16 protein-coding genes are annotated in these 14,967 nt (G+C 65.9%); 6 read left to right on the plus strand and 10 right to left on the minus strand.

The window, feature by feature from the left end:
- Positions 1-107: 107 nt before the first annotated feature.
- From AK36_RS17920 to AK36_RS17965, 10 genes are all read right to left on the minus strand, one after another.
- Positions 108-869, minus strand: a complete 762-nt coding sequence (locus AK36_RS17920) for an SDR family oxidoreductase (protein ID WP_034194084.1) — start codon at positions 867-869, stop codon at positions 108-110.
- A gap of 57 nt (positions 870-926) precedes the next feature.
- Complete coding sequence (locus AK36_RS17925) at positions 927-1,508, minus strand: LOG family protein (RefSeq protein WP_034194062.1); 582 nt, start codon at positions 1,506-1,508, stop codon at positions 927-929.
- Positions 1,505-2,266 (minus strand): TetR/AcrR family transcriptional regulator, encoded by a 762-nt coding sequence (locus AK36_RS17930; RefSeq protein ID WP_045578920.1) that lies wholly within the window; start codon positions 2,264-2,266, stop codon positions 1,505-1,507. Before AK36_RS17930 ends, AK36_RS17925 begins: the two co-directional genes overlap by 4 nt.
- Before the next feature lie 190 nt (positions 2,267-2,456).
- On the minus strand, positions 2,457-2,993 hold the full coding sequence (locus tag AK36_RS17935) for a diacylglycerol kinase (protein ID WP_011885554.1): 537 nt from the start codon (positions 2,991-2,993) through the stop codon (positions 2,457-2,459).
- A complete protein-coding gene (locus tag AK36_RS17940) occupies positions 2,990-4,024 on the minus strand; it encodes a glycosyltransferase family 4 protein (protein ID WP_011885553.1) in 1,035 nt (344 codons plus the stop codon). Before AK36_RS17940 ends, AK36_RS17935 begins: the two co-directional genes overlap by 4 nt.
- A gap of 29 nt (positions 4,025-4,053) precedes the next feature.
- Positions 4,054-4,992: a UDP-2,3-diacylglucosamine diphosphatase gene (locus AK36_RS17945; protein ID WP_011885552.1), complete on the minus strand. Its 939-nt coding sequence runs from the start codon at positions 4,990-4,992 to the stop codon at positions 4,054-4,056.
- Positions 4,993-5,286: 294 nt separating this feature from the next.
- Positions 5,287-5,727 carry an RDD family protein gene (locus AK36_RS17950; RefSeq protein ID WP_230939555.1) on the minus strand — a complete coding sequence of 147 codons (441 nt, stop codon included), beginning with the start codon at positions 5,725-5,727 and terminating at the stop codon, positions 5,287-5,289.
- Positions 5,728-5,805: 78 nt separating this feature from the next.
- Positions 5,806-6,552: a DUF3106 domain-containing protein gene (locus tag AK36_RS17955; RefSeq protein WP_011885550.1), complete on the minus strand. Its 747-nt coding sequence runs from the start codon at positions 6,550-6,552 to the stop codon at positions 5,806-5,808.
- A 27-nt stretch (positions 6,553-6,579) separates the two neighbouring features.
- On the minus strand, positions 6,580-7,005 hold the full coding sequence (locus AK36_RS17960) for a DUF3619 family protein (protein WP_011885549.1): 426 nt from the start codon (positions 7,003-7,005) through the stop codon (positions 6,580-6,582).
- On the minus strand, positions 7,002-7,565 hold the full coding sequence (locus AK36_RS17965) for an RNA polymerase sigma factor (RefSeq protein ID WP_011885548.1): 564 nt from the start codon (positions 7,563-7,565) through the stop codon (positions 7,002-7,004). The genes AK36_RS17960 and AK36_RS17965 overlap by 4 nt, the downstream gene beginning before the upstream one ends.
- A gap of 352 nt (positions 7,566-7,917) precedes the next feature.
- On the opposite strand from AK36_RS17965, the gene AK36_RS17970 reads away from it, so the two are divergent.
- The 6 genes from AK36_RS17970 (at position 7,918) to AK36_RS17995 (ending at position 14,932) form a co-directional block, all read left to right on the plus strand.
- Complete coding sequence (locus AK36_RS17970; RefSeq protein ID WP_014723366.1) at positions 7,918-9,681, plus strand: acetolactate synthase 3 catalytic subunit; 1,764 nt, start codon at positions 7,918-7,920, stop codon at positions 9,679-9,681.
- 111 nt (positions 9,682-9,792) lie between these two features.
- Positions 9,793-10,284: an acetolactate synthase small subunit gene (ilvN, locus tag AK36_RS17975; RefSeq protein ID WP_006750445.1), complete on the plus strand. Its 492-nt coding sequence runs from the start codon at positions 9,793-9,795 to the stop codon at positions 10,282-10,284.
- Positions 10,285-10,389: 105 nt separating this feature from the next.
- The gene (ilvC, locus tag AK36_RS17980) at positions 10,390-11,406 is read left to right on the plus strand and encodes a ketol-acid reductoisomerase (protein WP_006478252.1); all 1,017 of its coding nucleotides are present in this window, start codon (positions 10,390-10,392) and stop codon (positions 11,404-11,406) included.
- Positions 11,407-11,533: 127 nt separating this feature from the next.
- Positions 11,534-12,178 (plus strand): phosphatidylserine decarboxylase, encoded by a 645-nt coding sequence (locus AK36_RS17985; RefSeq protein WP_011885546.1) that lies wholly within the window; start codon positions 11,534-11,536, stop codon positions 12,176-12,178.
- A 15-nt stretch (positions 12,179-12,193) separates the two neighbouring features.
- Positions 12,194-13,066, plus strand: coding sequence for a CDP-diacylglycerol--serine O-phosphatidyltransferase (gene pssA / locus AK36_RS17990; RefSeq protein ID WP_011885545.1), 873 nt, complete (start codon positions 12,194-12,196; stop codon positions 13,064-13,066).
- A gap of 321 nt (positions 13,067-13,387) precedes the next feature.
- On the plus strand, positions 13,388-14,932 hold the full coding sequence (locus AK36_RS17995; protein WP_045578922.1) for a 2-isopropylmalate synthase: 1,545 nt from the start codon (positions 13,388-13,390) through the stop codon (positions 14,930-14,932).
- The last annotated feature ends 35 nt before the right edge of the window (positions 14,933-14,967 follow it).

Here is a 14,967-nt window from a genome sequence, read left to right on the forward strand (position 1 = left end):
AACTGTTACGAATGTTTACTGGGAGCGCCACGATATTGTGGAGATTTGTGGTGTTGTGACCACCGGGCGAGTCGGGCGGCGGCCGGGGCGGCCGCCCTGGGGCCGGATCAGCGGCCGCCGCCGACGTCCAGTAGCGCGCCGGTCGTGTACGACGCCGCGTCGCTGATGAGCCACACGATCGCTTCGGCGATCTCATGCGCTTCGCCCGCGCGGCCGAGCGGCGTCTGCGCGCCGAGCCGGGCCGCGCGGTCGGGCTGGCCGCCGCTCGCATGGATCTCGGTCTCGATCAGGCCGGGGCGCACCGCGTTGACCCGCACACCATGCGGACCCAGTTCCTTCGCGAGGCCGATCGTCAGCGCATCGACCGCCCCTTTCGAGCCGGCATAGTCGACGTACTCGTTCGGCGAGCCGAGCCGCGACGCGATCGACGACACGTTGACGATCGCGCCGCCGCGCCCGCCGCGGTCGGTGGACAGTCGGCGCGCGGCTTCGCGCGCGCACAGATACGCGCCGAGCACGTTGGTATCGAACATGCGCCGCAAGCGGTCGACCGACATGTCGGCGAGCGGCATCGACGGCGCGACGATGCCTGCGTTGTTGACCAGCGCGTCGAGGCGGCCGAACGCGGTCGCGACGGCGTCGAACATCGCGATGACGTCCGCTTCGTTCGACACGTCGCCCGCGACCACGCACGCGCGGCCGCCGGCGTCGCGCACGGCTCGTGCGGTCAGTTCGGCGGCCGCCGCGTCGCGCGTGTAGTTGATGCCGACGTCCCAGCCGCGCGCCGCCGCGAGCACGGCGCTCGCGCGGCCGATGCCGCGGCTCGCGCCGGTGATGAGAACGGTCTTGCGGTCGGACGGCGAGGGCATCATCTGCGGACTCGGGTGAGTGCTCGGGCGGCCGAGCGTTGGAGCGTTGTCGGCGCGTTATTTGGCGGCGTCGGGCGCCCACTTGTCGCGCGCGGGCGGCTGGTAGCGGCGTAGCTGCTCGATCAGCGCGACCGGTTCGGCGCCGATGCACAGCGTGTCGAAATAGGTCGGCCGCATGAAGCCTTCGTCGACCGTATGGCGCAGCATCGCGATCAGCGGGTCGTAGAACGAATCGATGTTGTACAGCGCGACCGGCTTGCGGTGATAGCCGAGTTGCGCCCAGGTGTAGACCTCGAACAGCTCCTCGAGCGTGCCGGCGCCGCCGGGCATCGCGACGAATGCGTCGGCGAGATCGGCCATCATCTTCTTCCGGTGGTGCATGTCCGGGACGACGTGCAGCTCGGACAGCCCCGTATGGCCGACTTCCTTGTCGACCAGCAGTTCGGGAATCACGCCGACCGCACGGCCGCCGGCCGCCATCACTTCGTCGGCGATCGTGCCCATCAGGCCGACGCGCCCGCCGCCGTAGACGAGCGTGAGGTCCGCCGCGACGAGCGCACGGCCGAACGCGCGCGCGGCGTCCGCATAGACGGGCCGCACGCCGGACGACGAGCCGCAATACACGCAGACTGCCTTCATTGCTTCACGTCCTTCGCGGCCGGCTTCGTGGCGGCGGCGGCGGTGCTGCCGGCGGCGCGCGGCGACCCGTCGCGCGGCGGCAGGTAGTCGGTGAACTCGCGCTTGGGCAGCTTGCCGGACACCAGATCGTCGAACAGCTGACGCGAACGGCCGCGCAGGTACGGGGCCATGATCGAGATCACGTGCATGCTGACCTGGTGCAGCTCTTCGCGGATCGCATCCTGGTCGTTGTACTTGCGCGGATGCATCACGTACTGATACGACAGCCAGTACGTCGAGATCACGGCCATGTTGGTGGCGATGACTTCGATTTCGGCAGGCGTCGCGACCATCTCGGCGTCGGACACGAGCAGCTCGCACATGTCGTGCGCGAAGCGCACCTTGTGGCTGATGATCTGCTTGAAGTGGGTTTCGAGCGTGCGATTGCGCGCGAGCAGGTCGTTGAGGTCGCGATACAGGAACCGGTAGGTCCACATGAAATCGGCCATGTACTGCAGGTACGACCAGGTCTCGTCGATGGTGGGACGGTGATCTTCGGGAAAGCGCAGCCGCCGTTCGATCTGCTGCTCGAACTGCGCGAAGATGCTGTTGATGATGTCGTCCTTGTTGCGGAAATGGTAGTACAGGTTGCCTGGACTGATTTCCATTTCCTCGGCGATCGTCGTGGTCGTGACGTTCGGCTCGCCGATCTCGTTGAAGAGTTTCAACGACAACTCGAGAATCCGTTCGCGGGTGCGGCGGGGAGGTTTCGCTTCCATGTCGTCCGGCCCTTTGTATGCCGGACAGGCGGGCGCTGCAATCGATGCTGCGAGATTCGTCCGGCGCGGGTTGCTGTTCTAAGTCTGGCGGACGATTATAAACCGCTGTTTCCCCGCGTCGCGCGCATTTCGTCATCGCAATGCGCGCGACGCATGGTGCGCCGCCGCACCGGCGCGCCGGCGTGTTCGGCTAGAAGCCCAGCCAGCCCGCCACCACCGGCCCCAGCACGAAGCCCCAGGTCGTCACGCAGGCGAACAGCGCGATCGTCACGGCCGCACTGCCGAAGTCCTTGGCGCGTTTGGACAGCTCGTGGCGCTCGAGCGAGATGCGGTCGATCGCGGCCTCGACGCTCGAATTCAGCAGTTCGACAATCAGCACCAGCAGCACCGACGCAATCAATAGCGCGCGCGATGCGGCCGGCACCGGTGCGAACGCGCCGGCCGGCAGCATCACCGCGGCGAGCGTGAGCTCCTGCCGGAACGCGCTCTCCTCACGGATCGCGACGCGCAGGCCGTTCAGCGAATGACGCAGCGCGTACCACGCGCGCGTGATGCCGCGATGGCGCTTGTACGGGTTCGGCGGCAGCGGCGCGAGGCCGTCGTCGGGGCCGAGCGGCTCGGACGCGTGCGCGTCGGTGTCGGCGTGCGGCTCTTCTTCGTCGAACGGGCGATGCGTGGGTGCCGTTGCGGCAGTCGGTGAGGTGTGGTCGTTCAGGTCTCGTTTCAAATGGCAGCACCTTCGGCGGGCGAGTACGCAGTCTTCGGCAGCGGCTGCAGATGCGACGCGAACTGCTCGGACGCCGCGCGCCACGAGAAGCGCTCGGCCCACGCGCGCGCGGTGTCGCGTTCGATCTTCAGCGCCTCGAGGCAGGCTTCCTGCAGGTCCTCGTGCATCGCGCCCGCATTGCCGCCGCCGAGCACGTCGATCGGGCCGGTGACGGGGTACGCGGCAACCGGCGTGCCGCACGCGAGCGCCTCGAGCAGCACGAGGCCGAACGTGTCGGTGCGACTCGGGAACACGAACACGTCGGCCGCAGCATACACCTTCGCGAGCTCGGCTTGCGACAGGACGCCGAGATAGTTCGCTTCCGGGTAGCGCGATTTCAGCTCCGCGAGCGCCGGGCCTTCGCCCGCGACCCACTTCGAGCCCGGCAGATCGAGACGCAGGAACGCCTCGACGTTCTTCTCGATCGCGACGCGCCCGACGTACAGGAAGATCGGCCGCGCCGTGTTGAGCACCTTCGAGTCCATCGGCCGGAAGATGTCGAGGTCGACGCCGCGGGTCCACAGCACGACGTTCGTGAAGCCGAACTTCTCGAGATCCTGCTTCACGACCGGCGTCGGCGCCATCACCGCGCGCGACGGCGCGTGGAACCAATGGAGGAAGCGGTAGGTCGCCGCCAGCGGGATGCCGAAGCGCGCCTGCACGTATTCGGGAAAGCGCGTGTGATACGCGGTCGTGAACGGCAGCTTGCGCGCGCGCGCGTAGCGGCGCGCGGCGAGACCGAGCGGGCCTTCGGTCGCGATGTGCAGCGCATCGGGCGCGAACGCGTCGATCCGCGCGCGCAGCTTGCGGTACGGCAGGATCGACAGACGGATCTCCGGGTAGGTCGGGCAGGGCACCGTACGGAATTCGAGCGGCGTCAGCATCTCGACCCGATGGCCGAGCGCGGCGAGCTCGCGCGACGTGCTCTTGAGCGTGCGTACGACGCCGTTGACCTGCGGTTCCCACGCGTCGGTGACGAGCATGATCTTCATCGCGGCTGTGTCCTGTAAGTTGGGTTGTGTCAGGCGGCCGCCTTGGCCTTGCGCGACGGGGCTGCGGACGGTGCGGCGCGCATCGCCGTCCAGTAGACGACCTTCAGTTCACCTTCCGTCGTCTCGACGAGCGCGGACAGGCTTTCGACCCAGTCGCCGTCGTTGCAGTACAGGACGCCGTCGATGTCGCGGATTTCGGCCTTGTGGATGTGTCCGCACACGACGCCGTCGCAGCCGCGGCGGCGCGCTTCGTCGGTCATCACGTTCTCGAACTTCGAGATGAAATTGACGGCGTTCTTCACCTGGTGCTTCAGGTACTGCGACAGCGACCAGTATTGGAAGCCGAGCCGGCTGCGGATCCGGTTGAACCATCGGTTCAGCACGAGGATCAGCGTGTACAGCGTGTCGCCGAGGTACGCGAGCCACTTCGCGTGCTGGATCACGCCGTCGAACAGGTCGCCGTGCACGATCCACAAACGTTTGCCTGCGAGCGTCGTGTGGAACGCTTCGCCGCGCACCTGGATGTCGCCGAACGCGAGATCGCAGAACTGCCGCGCGCCTTCGTCGTGATTGCCGGGGATGTAGACGACCTGCGTGCCCTTGCGCGCCTTGCGCAGGATCTTCTGCACGACGTCGTTGTGCGCCTGCGGCCAGTACCAGCCCTTCTTCAGCTGCCAGCCGTCGATGATGTCGCCGACCAGGTACAGGTATTCCGAATCGTTGTGGCGCAGGAAGTCGAGCAGGTACGGCGCCTGGCAGCCGCTCGAGCCGAGGTGGATGTCCGACAGCCAGATCGTGCGGTAGCGATGCATCGACGATTCGGAATCGTCGTGCTGCGTCGCGTGCGCAGCGGGCGGCTCATGCGGCGACAGCGCGCCGGCCGCGGCGGCGCCGGACAGGAAGGCGGTGGCGGCGCGGGCGCCGATCGGTTGACGGAACAGTGAGGTCGCGGACGTTTTCTGGCCCATGCATGACTCGCGCCGGTTGACATTACCGGCATTGCGCCACGCGGGCGTGACCATGCCATGACAGTCACGAGACGTTCTTATTACTGTCGTGATTGCTTGTTTAGTCGGGGGTGGGGTGGTGTTGCGTGATTGGGCGCCCGGGTTTGGGGTGCTGGCTCGCGGGTGGCGGGACGGCCGGGCGTTTGCGGAGACCGCGTGCGGTTTCGTCAGGGGAATGTGAAGCCGGCCGCTAGCGGCGACGGAGCGGCGGGGAAGCAAAGCAGGCCGAGGAAGCGGCCCGAGCAGCTCAGCGCATCAACGCGAAACCGCGACGACGCGCGTGCGCGCGAGTCGATCGTGCGGAAACTGCCGCCCGGCGTGCAGACGGGCCGCGCCGGCCCAGGCCGCGATCCACGCGGCCGCGAGCGCGAGGGTGACGGGCACCGACAGGCCGAGCAACGGATGCAGCGCGAGCGGCGGCAGGAACCACAGCCAGGCGAGCGCATAGCGCACGAGCGCGTGACCGGCGGTCAGCGGCTGGCCGTTCGACGATTCGAGCCGCAGCCGCCAAGTTTTCATCGGCAACGTCTGACCGCCGTGGGTCCAGAACCACAGGAAGTAAGCGCCGACCACGAGCGCGATCCACGCGGCGAGCAGGTCGTGATGGACGAGGCCGTTGCGCTGTTGCAGCACGACGCTGAAGGCGAGCGCGGCGAAGAACACCACGCCGAACAGCAGGACGGCTTCATACAGCATCGCGGCGAGGCGCCGGCGCACGGACGGCACGGCGTCGCTCGAGTCTTGGGTGGCTGCGGGAGCGCTCGCCACGGCAGTTCAGGAACCCTTGAACAGTGACGGGGCGTCGACGGGCGACACCGGCGTGGCGGCCGGCGGTGCGCCGGAGGTGGCCGAGGCGGCGGGCGGCACGCCCGCGCCGGCCGAAGCGGGTACCGCGGCGGCCGGGTTGCTGGCCGGATGCTCGCGCGCATGCACGAGGCGGCGCACGTCGCGGTCCGCGCCGGTCGGCGGCGCGCTGACGACGCTCGGCCGGCGCCGGCGTTCGGTCGCGGCGAGCCGCTCCTTCTGTTCCTCGGGCAATTGCTGATAGGCCTTCCACGCGCGTTCGCGCGCCTGCGCGGACAGTTCCTTCGCGCTCTGATAGTTCTCGCGCGCGACGCGTCGCTGCTCGGGCGTCATGTGCGCCCATTCGGCCATTCGCTCCTGCAGTTGTTTCTGCGCTTCGGGTGTCAACTTCGCGAAACGTGACGCGATCCTCAGCCATTTTCGCTTGCGAGCGTCGCTGAAGCCGTCCCACTGATCGGCAAACGGCGCGAGCGCCGCGCGCTGGGCCGCGCTCAGGCGCGCCCACGACAGCGGGCCGTTGGCGGCCGGCAGCGGAAGCGGAAGTGGCGCGAGATCGGCGGTCAGCCCGACGGCGGAGGAGGTCGGCGCGGGCGCACTGGTGGCCGCGGGCGAGACCGCCGCGGGCGGCGGGTTGAATCGGGAGTAGGTGGCGACGTACGAAACGGCGATCGCGATCACGCATCCGAAAAATACGGCCAGGCCGCGTTTCTGACTCACCCGTGCGATCCCCTCGTTTATTGTCTGTTAGCGTGCGCGCGAAAGATACGCGTTGAACCCGTGATCGAGATACGCGTTGAGCGGCAGGTCGTCGCTGAGCATCGCCGCGTCGATGTCGGCGAGTTCGGCGGTGCGCTGCATGTCTTCCCAGTAAGCAATGCCGACGAGTCCCGCGAGCAACAGCGCGAGCGGCCACGCGCGCAGCAGCCGGCGCGCGAACGACGCGCGCGGGCGGCTCGCGGGCGGCGTGCCGTAGGCACCGGCCGCACCGGCGAAGGCCGGCACGAACACCGGCGCGCTGGCCGCTTCCGGCTTCTTGCGCGCGAGCGCGGCGCGGCGCGCGGCGGCCAGGCGATCGGTGGTCGCGGCAGGCAGCGCCGCGGCACGTTCGTCCAGCGCGCGGCGAACCTTCAGCGCGAATTCGTGTTCTCGATTTACGGGGGCGGAGCTCATAGCGTGATTCCTTTGGCCTTGAGCGCGTGCGCCAGCGTGTGGGTGGCTCGCGAGCAGTGCGTCTTGACGCTGCCTTCGGAGCACCCCATTGCGGCGGCAGTCTCGGCGACATCCATATCTTCCCAATAACGCATCAGGAACGCTTCCCGTTGACGCGTCGGGAGTTTCTGGATTTCCTCGTCGATGAGGGCCAGGACCTGCTCGCGCTCGAGGCGGTGCTCGGTGCTTTCGACTCCTGCATTGTCATCCGCGGATTCGAGCGTTTCCAGCGGATCGAAGTCTTCGTCGTCGCCGCTGTTGAGCGACGAGAACAGCGTGACCCACGTATTGCGGACTTTCTGACGGCGGAACCAGTCGTGGATCGCGTTCTGCAGGATCCGCTGGAACAGCAGCGGCAGCTCGGCCGCCGGCCGGTCGCCGTATTTCTCCGCCAGCTTGATCATCGCGTCCTGCACGATGTCGAGCGACGCATCGTCGTCGCGCACGGCGTACGCAGCCTGCTTGAACGCGCGCCTTTCGACGCCCGCCAGAAAGTCGGCGAGTTCCTTGTCTGATGCCATTCCGTAAAGGTATGCGCTGCGGACTGCGGCGTGTGAAAGGTCGAAAAATTTCGTAAAACCCGCGGATGCTAACAAATTTTCGCGCGGCTTGGCACCGGTTGCGGCGCGGCACGTTGCGCGCGAGCACCGGGCATGGGGCGGGCGGCCGCGGCAATGATGCGGCGCGGGATATTTTGCTTGACGACCCTTTCGCGACCGGATATCGTAAGCGATTCGCAACATGAAGTGATGGTCTCATTTGAGGCTGGCCCATGAAGCCCGCCCTTCAAACTAGACGCGCCGCTTGAACCCGAGCCACAAGCCCGGCAGAGAGCACCCGATCAATTTTTTGCCGAAAATTCGAAAGGTCAAAATGAACATGCCCAGCGCGGAATTCTCCACGTCGGAACCCCTTTCCCCTCCCGATAGCGACTCCATCGGCGCCACCGTGCTCATGAAGGCACTGGCCGACGAAAAGGTCGAATTCATCTGGGGTTATCCCGGCGGCTCGGTACTCTACATCTACGACGAGCTCTACAAGCAGGACAAGATTCAGCACGTGCTGGTGCGCCACGAACAGGCGGCCGTGCACGCAGCCGATGCGTATGCGCGTTCCACCGGCAACGTCGGCGTCTGTCTCGTCACGTCCGGCCCCGGCGTCACCAATGCGGTGACCGGCATCGCGACGGCCTACATGGATTCGATCCCGATGGTCGTGATCAGCGGCCAGGTGCCGACTGCCGCGATCGGTCAGGACGCGTTCCAGGAGTGCGATACGGTCGGCATCACGCGTCCGTGCGTGAAGCACAACTTCCTCGTGAAGGACGTGCGCGACCTCGCCGAGACGGTCAAGAAGGCGTTCTACATCGCCCGCACAGGCCGTCCGGGCCCCGTGCTGATCGACATCCCGAAAGACATCTCCAAGACGCCGTGCCCGTACGAGCCGGTCAAGAGCGTGTCGCTGCGCTCGTACAACCCGGTCACGAAGGGGCATTCGGGCCAGATCCGCAAGGCCGTGTCGCTGCTGCTGTCCGCGAAGCGTCCGTATATCTACACGGGCGGCGGCATCATCCTCGCCGATGCGTCGCGCGAGCTGAACCAGTTCGCCGACCTGCTCGGCTACCCGGTCACGAACACGCTGATGGGCCTCGGCGGCTATCGCGCGTCGGACAAGAAATTCCTCGGCATGCTCGGCATGCACGGCACGTACGAAGCGAACATGGCGATGCAGCACTGCGACGTGCTGATCGCGATCGGTGCGCGCTTCGACGACCGCGTGATCGGCGACCCGGCGCACTTCGCGTCGCGTCCGCGCAAGATCATCCACATCGACATCGATCCGTCGTCCATTTCCAAGCGCGTGAAGGTCGACATTCCGATCGTCGGCGACGTGAAGGAAGTGCTGAAGGAGCTGATCGAGCAGCTGCAGACGGCCGAGCATGGCCCCGACACCGAAGCGCTCGCGCAGTGGTGGAAGGACATCGAAGGCTGGCGCGGCAAGAACTGCCTGAAGTTCGACCGCGAAAGCGAGATCATCAAGCCGCAGTACGTGGTCGAGAAGGCGTGGGAGCTGACGGACGGCAACGCGTTCGTGTGCTCGGACGTCGGCCAGCACCAGATGTGGGCCGCGCAGTTCTACCGTTTCAACAAGCCGCGTCGCTGGATCAACTCCGGCGGCCTCGGCACGATGGGCTTCGGCCTGCCGGCAGCGATGGGCGTCAAGATGGCGCACCCGGACGACGACGTGCTGTGCATCACGGGCGAAGGCTCGATCCAGATGTGCATCCAGGAACTGTCGACCTGCCTGCAGTACGACACGCCCGTGAAGATCATTTCGCTGAACAACCGCTATCTCGGCATGGTCCGCCAGTGGCAGCAGATCGAATACAGCAAGCGCTATTCGCATTCGTACATGGATGCGCTGCCCGACTTCGTGAAGCTCGCCGAGGCGTACGGCCATGTCGGCATGCGGATCGAAAAGACTTCGGATGTGGAGCCGGCGCTGAAGGAGGCGCTGCGCCTGAAGGACCGCACCGTGTTTCTCGACTTCCAGACCGATCCGACCGAAAACGTCTGGCCGATGGTACAGGCCGGCAAGGGCATCACCGAGATGCTGCTCGGCTCGGAAGACCTGTAACGGCGCGACGCGCGCTTGGTCCGGAGCGGCCGCCTTCACGAAGGGCGGTGCGGCACCGGGCGGCGCGCGGCGCGAGTGAATCGACACGGACACATTCTGGAAGAAGCGAACATGAGACACATCATTTCCGTCCTGCTGGAAAACGAACCGGGCGCGCTGTCGCGCGTGGTCGGTCTGTTTTCCGCACGCGGCTACAACATCGAAACCTTGACGGTGGCGCCGACCGAAGACCAATCGCTGTCGCGGCTGACCATCGTTTCCATTGGCTCGGACGACGTGATCGAACAGATCACGAAGCATCTGAACCGCCTGATCGAGGTGGTGAAAGTGGTGGACCTGACCGACGGTGCCCACATCGAACGCGAGCTGATGCTGATCAAGGTACGTGCAGTGGGCAAGGAGCGCGAAGAAATGAAGCGGATGTCGGATATTTTCCGCGGCCGCATCATCGACGTGACCGAAAAGACCTACACGATCGAATTGACGGGCGCGAGCGACAAGCTCGACGCATTCATCCAGGGGCTGGACGCGAGCGCGATCCTCGAGACCGTGCGCACCGGCAGCTCCGGCATCGGACGCGGCGAGCGCATCCTGAAGGTGTGATGCCGACCAGGTGGCAACCAGCACGCCGGGTGCGCCGTCATGTCCCGGCTCGCAGTATCCAATCCGAACGAATTGTTGAATTTTTGAATTAGCGAAGGAACCATCATGAACGTTTTCTACGACAAAGACGCCGACCTCTCCCTCATCAAGGGCAAGCAAGTCACGATCATCGGCTACGGCTCGCAAGGCCATGCGCACGCGCTGAACCTGAAGGACAGCGGCGTAAACGTGACGGTCGGCCTGCGCAAGGGCGGCGCGTCGTGGAGCAAGGCCGAGAACGCCGGCCTGTCGGTCAAGGAAGTCGCCGAAGCGGTGAAGGGCGCTGACGTCGTGATGATGCTGCTGCCCGACGAGCAGATCGCCGACGTGTACGCGAAGGAAGTCCACGCGAACATCAAGCAAGGCGCGGCGCTGGCATTCGCACACGGCTTCAACGTCCACTACGGCCAGGTGATCCCGCGCGCCGACCTCGACGTGATCATGATCGCGCCGAAGGCACCGGGCCACACCGTGCGCGGCACGTACTCGCAAGGCGGCGGCGTGCCGCACCTGATCGCGGTCGCGCAGAACAAGTCGGGCGCAGCACGCGACATCGCGCTGTCGTACGCGGCAGCGAACGGCGGCGGTCGTGCCGGCATCATCGAAACGAACTTCCGCGAAGAAACCGAAACCGACCTGTTCGGCGAGCAGGCCGTGCTGTGCGGCGGTACCGTCGAGCTGATCAAGGCTGGTTTCGAGACGCTGGTGGAAGCCGGCTACGCGCCGGAAATGGCGTACTTCGAATGCCTGCACGAGCTGAAGCTGATCGTCGACCTGATCTACGAAGGCGGCATCGCGAACATGAACTACTCGATCTCGAACAACGCCGAGTACGGCGAGTACGTGACGGGCCCGCGCGTCGTCACCGAAGAGACGAAGAAGGCGATGAAGCAGTGCCTGACCGACATCCAGACGGGCGAGTACGCGAAGAGCTTCATCCTCGAAAACAAGGCCGGCGCACCGACGCTGCAATCGCGCCGCCGCCTGACGGCCGAGCACCAGATCGAGCAGGTTGGTGCGAAGCTGCGCGCGATGATGCCGTGGATCGCGAAGAACAAGCTCGTCGACCAGACGAAGAACTAAGCTCCGCGTGCTGTTCCGGCCCTCCGAGTGGAGGGTCGGTAGCAAAAAGCCGCCCGAAGGCAACGGTGCCCCGGGCGGCTTTTGCTATCCTACGGGCTTTGCAATTCACCGAACACCGAACGAACCCATGAACTATCCTCATCCGATCATCGCGCGCGAAGGCTGGCCGTTCATCGCGATTGCAGCCGTCATCGCGTTGTTGATCCACGCCATCGGGGGCTTCGGCTTCGCATGGCCGTTCTGGCTGCTGCTCGTCTTCGTGGTCCAGTTCTTCCGTGATCCGCAGCGCCCGATTCCGGCGCAGCCGAACGCGGTGCTGTGCCCGGCGGACGGCCGTATCGTCGCGGTCGAGACCTCGCACGATCCGTATGCGAACCGCGAAGCGCTGAAGATCAGCGTGTTCATGAATGTCTTCAACGTCCATTCGCAGCGCTCGCCGGTCGATGGCGCGATCTCGAAGGTCGAGTACTTCCCGGGCGCGTTCCTGAACGCGGCGATCGACAAGGCGTCGACCGAGAACGAGCGCAACGCGGTCGTGATCCAGACGGCGAGCGGCAAGACCGTCACCGCCGTGCAGATCGCCGGCCTGATCGCGCGCCGGATCCTCTGCTACGTGCGCGCGGGCGAGCCGCTGTCGCGTGGTCAGCGTTACGGTTTCATCCGCTTCGGTTCGCGCGTGGACGTCTATCTGCCGCTCGGCAGCCGCGCGAAGGTGTCGATCGGCGAGAAGGTGTACGCATCGTCGACGATCCTCGCCGAACTCGAACAGTAAACGGCGGGACGCACGATGGCCGCATTCAAACCGCGCCGGCCGCGCAACGGCACCAGCCAGACGCCGCGCCCGTTTCGCCGCAACAAGGTGATGGCATCGGATCCGGTGCCGAGCGAAAGTCGCCGCGCCGCGCGCCAGCGGTTCCTGAAGACGCGCGGCATCTATCTGCTGCCGAACGCGTTCACGACCGCTGCGCTGTTCTGCGGCTTCTTCGCGGTCGTGCAGGCGATGAACGTGCGCTTCGAGATCGCCGCGATCGCCATCTTCGTCGCGATGGTGCTCGACGGGATGGACGGGCGCGTCGCGCGCATGACGCATACGCAGAGCGCGTTCGGCGAACAGTTCGACAGCCTGTCCGACATGGTGTCGTTCGGCGTGGCGCCCGCGCTCGTGATGTACGAGTGGGTGCTGAAGGATCTCGGCCGCTGGGGCTGGCTTGCCGCCTTCGTCTACTGCTCGGGCGCGGCGCTGCGGCTCGCGCGCTTCAACACCAACATTGGCGTCGTCGACAAGCGCTTCTTCCAGGGGCTGCCGAGCCCGGCCGCCGCTGCGCTGATCGCCGGCTTCGTGTGGCTCGCCACCGACAACCGCGTGCCGATGAAGCTCGGCTGGCTGCCGTGGGTCGCGTTCGTGCTGACGATCTACGCGGGCGTGACGATGGTGTCGAACGCGCCGTTCTACAGCGGCAAGGCGCTCGACGTGCGGCATCGCGTGCCGTTCGCGGCGATCCTCTTGGTGGTGGTGGCGTTCGTGCTGGTGTCGTCCGATCCGCCGCTGATGCTGTTCTGCCTGTTCGTGCTGTACGGGCTGTCCGGCTACGTGTTCTGGGCGTACATGGCCGTGCGCGGCCGTGCCAACCCGGCGCGCTCGTCGCAGCGCGAGCACTGACGCACATCTGCACCGAACCACGGAACGACGGCGGCCATGAGGCTGCCGTTTTCATTTGTCCCTTATCCTGCTGCGCGCCCGCGCATCCCGGGTGCGGGCGGATTGCACACCCGGCGGATTGTCGCTATAGTCGTCGGCATGACCGCATTTTCCCGCCTCTCCCTCCTTCTAGCCGGTGCGCCGCTACGCGCGCTAGCTTTGGCGCGCCTGCCGCGCTGACCGTTCTCGCCCCCCGTCAAGCTTCGTCTGTTGTTGAGCGTCGCCAGCGGTGGCGCGATCTCATTACGTTTGATTCCCGCATAAAGAGCCCTGGAGCCCCCCATGACAGACAAGCTGATCATTTTCGATACGACGTTGCGTGACGGTGAACAATCGCCCGGCGCGTCGATGACGAAGGAAGAGAAAATCCGCATCGCGAAGCACCTCGAGCGGATGAAGGTCGACGTGATCGAGGCCGGTTTCGCGGCCAGCTCGAACGGCGACTTCGACGCGATCCACACGATCGCCGGGCTCGTGAAGGACAGCACGATCTGCTCGCTCGCGCGCGCCAACGACAAGGACATCCAGCGCGCAGCCGATGCACTGAAGCCGGCCAGCAGCGCGCGGATCCACACGTTCATCGCGACGTCTCCGCTGCACATGGAAAAGAAGCTGCGCATGACGCCGGACCAGGTGTTCGAGCAGGCGCGGCTCGCGGTGCGCTTTGCACGCAAGTTCACCGACAACGTCGAGTTCTCGCCGGAAGACGGCAGCCGCTCGGATCTCGACTTCCTGTGCCGCGTGCTGGAAGCGGTGATCGCCGAAGGCGCGACGACGATCAACATCGCCGATACGGTCGGCTACGGCGTGCCGGAGCTTTACGGCAACCTGGTGAAGACGCTGCGCGAACGCATTCCGAACTCGGACAAGGCGATCTTCTCCGTGCATTGCCACAACGACCTCGGGATGGCGGTCGCGAACTCGCTCGCGGGCGTGAAGATCGGCGGCGCGCGTCAGGTCGAATGCACGATCAACGGTCTCGGCGAGCGCGCGGGCAATACGTCGCTCGAAGAAATCGTGATGGCCGTGAAGACGCGCAAGGACTACTTCGGCCTCGACGTCGGCATCGACACGACGCAGATCGTGCCGACCTCGAAGCTCGTGTCGCAGATCACCGGTTTCGTCGTGCAGCCGAACAAGGCCGTGGTCGGGGCGAACGCGTTCGCGCACGCTTCCGGCATCCACCAGGACGGCGTGCTGAAGGCGCGCGACACCTACGAGATCATGCGCGCGGAAGACGTGGGCTGGACCGCGAACAAGATCGTGCTCGGCAAGCTGTCGGGCCGTAACGCGTTCAAGCAGCGGCTGCAGGAACTCGGCGTGTCGCTCGACAGCGAAGCCGAACTGAACGCCGCGTTCATGCGCTTCAAGGATCTCGCCGACCGCAAGGCCGAGATCTTCGACGAGGACATCATCGCGATCGTCTCCGAAGAATCGGCGCTCGCGCAGGAGCAGGAGCACTTCAAGTTCGTGTCGCTGTCGCAGCATTCGGAAACCGGCGAGCAGCCGCAAGCGAAGGTCGTGTTCGCGGTCGAAGGCAGCGAGGTGACCGGCGAGGCGCGCGGCAACGGCCCGGTCGATGCGACGTTCAACGCGATCGAGGGCGAAGTCGGCAGCGGTTCCGAGCTGCTGCTGTATTCGGTGAACGCGATCACGACCGGCACGCAGGCGCAGGGCGAAGTGACGGTGCGGCTGTCGAAGAACGGGCGCATCGTGAACGGCGTCGGCACCGACCCGGACATCGTCGCGGCTTCCGCGAAGGCGTACATCGCCGCGTTGAACAAGCTGCACTCGAAGGACGACAAGCTCAACCCGCAACGCGCGTAAGCGTCGCGCGCCGGTAACACCTGAAATGCCCCGTG

It is taken from the genome of Burkholderia vietnamiensis LMG 10929 (assembly GCF_000959445.1).
GTDB classification, from domain to species: Bacteria; Pseudomonadota; Gammaproteobacteria; order Burkholderiales; family Burkholderiaceae; genus Burkholderia; species Burkholderia vietnamiensis.

Coding starts and splice junctions, on each gene's coding strand:
- AK36_RS17985 (WP_011885546.1), top strand. CDS start 11,534: ATGAACTATCCTCATCCGATCATCGCGCGCGAAGGCTGGCCGTTCATC.
- ilvC (WP_006478252.1), top strand. CDS start 10,390: ATGAACGTTTTCTACGACAAAGACGCCGACCTCTCCCTCATCAAGGGC.
- AK36_RS17960 (WP_011885549.1), bottom strand. CDS start 7,005: ATGAGCTCCGCCCCCGTAAATCGAGAACACGAATTCGCGCTGAAGGTT.
- AK36_RS17945 (WP_011885552.1), bottom strand. CDS start 4,992: ATGGGCCAGAAAACGTCCGCGACCTCACTGTTCCGTCAACCGATCGGC.
- AK36_RS17940 (WP_011885553.1), bottom strand. CDS start 4,024: ATGAAGATCATGCTCGTCACCGACGCGTGGGAACCGCAGGTCAACGGC.
- AK36_RS17970 (WP_014723366.1), top strand. CDS start 7,918: ATGAACATGCCCAGCGCGGAATTCTCCACGTCGGAACCCCTTTCCCCT.
- AK36_RS17995 (WP_045578922.1), top strand. CDS start 13,388: ATGACAGACAAGCTGATCATTTTCGATACGACGTTGCGTGACGGTGAA.
- AK36_RS17950 (WP_230939555.1), bottom strand. CDS start 5,727: ATGCTGTATGAAGCCGTCCTGCTGTTCGGCGTGGTGTTCTTCGCCGCG.
- AK36_RS17925 (WP_034194062.1), bottom strand. CDS start 1,508: ATGAAGGCAGTCTGCGTGTATTGCGGCTCGTCGTCCGGCGTGCGGCCC.
- ilvN (WP_006750445.1), top strand. CDS start 9,793: ATGAGACACATCATTTCCGTCCTGCTGGAAAACGAACCGGGCGCGCTG.
- AK36_RS17930 (WP_045578920.1), bottom strand. CDS start 2,266: ATGGAAGCGAAACCTCCCCGCCGCACCCGCGAACGGATTCTCGAGTTG.
- pssA (WP_011885545.1), top strand. CDS start 12,194: ATGGCCGCATTCAAACCGCGCCGGCCGCGCAACGGCACCAGCCAGACG.
- AK36_RS17965 (WP_011885548.1), bottom strand. CDS start 7,565: ATGGCATCAGACAAGGAACTCGCCGACTTTCTGGCGGGCGTCGAAAGG.
- AK36_RS17920 (WP_034194084.1), bottom strand. CDS start 869: ATGCCCTCGCCGTCCGACCGCAAGACCGTTCTCATCACCGGCGCGAGC.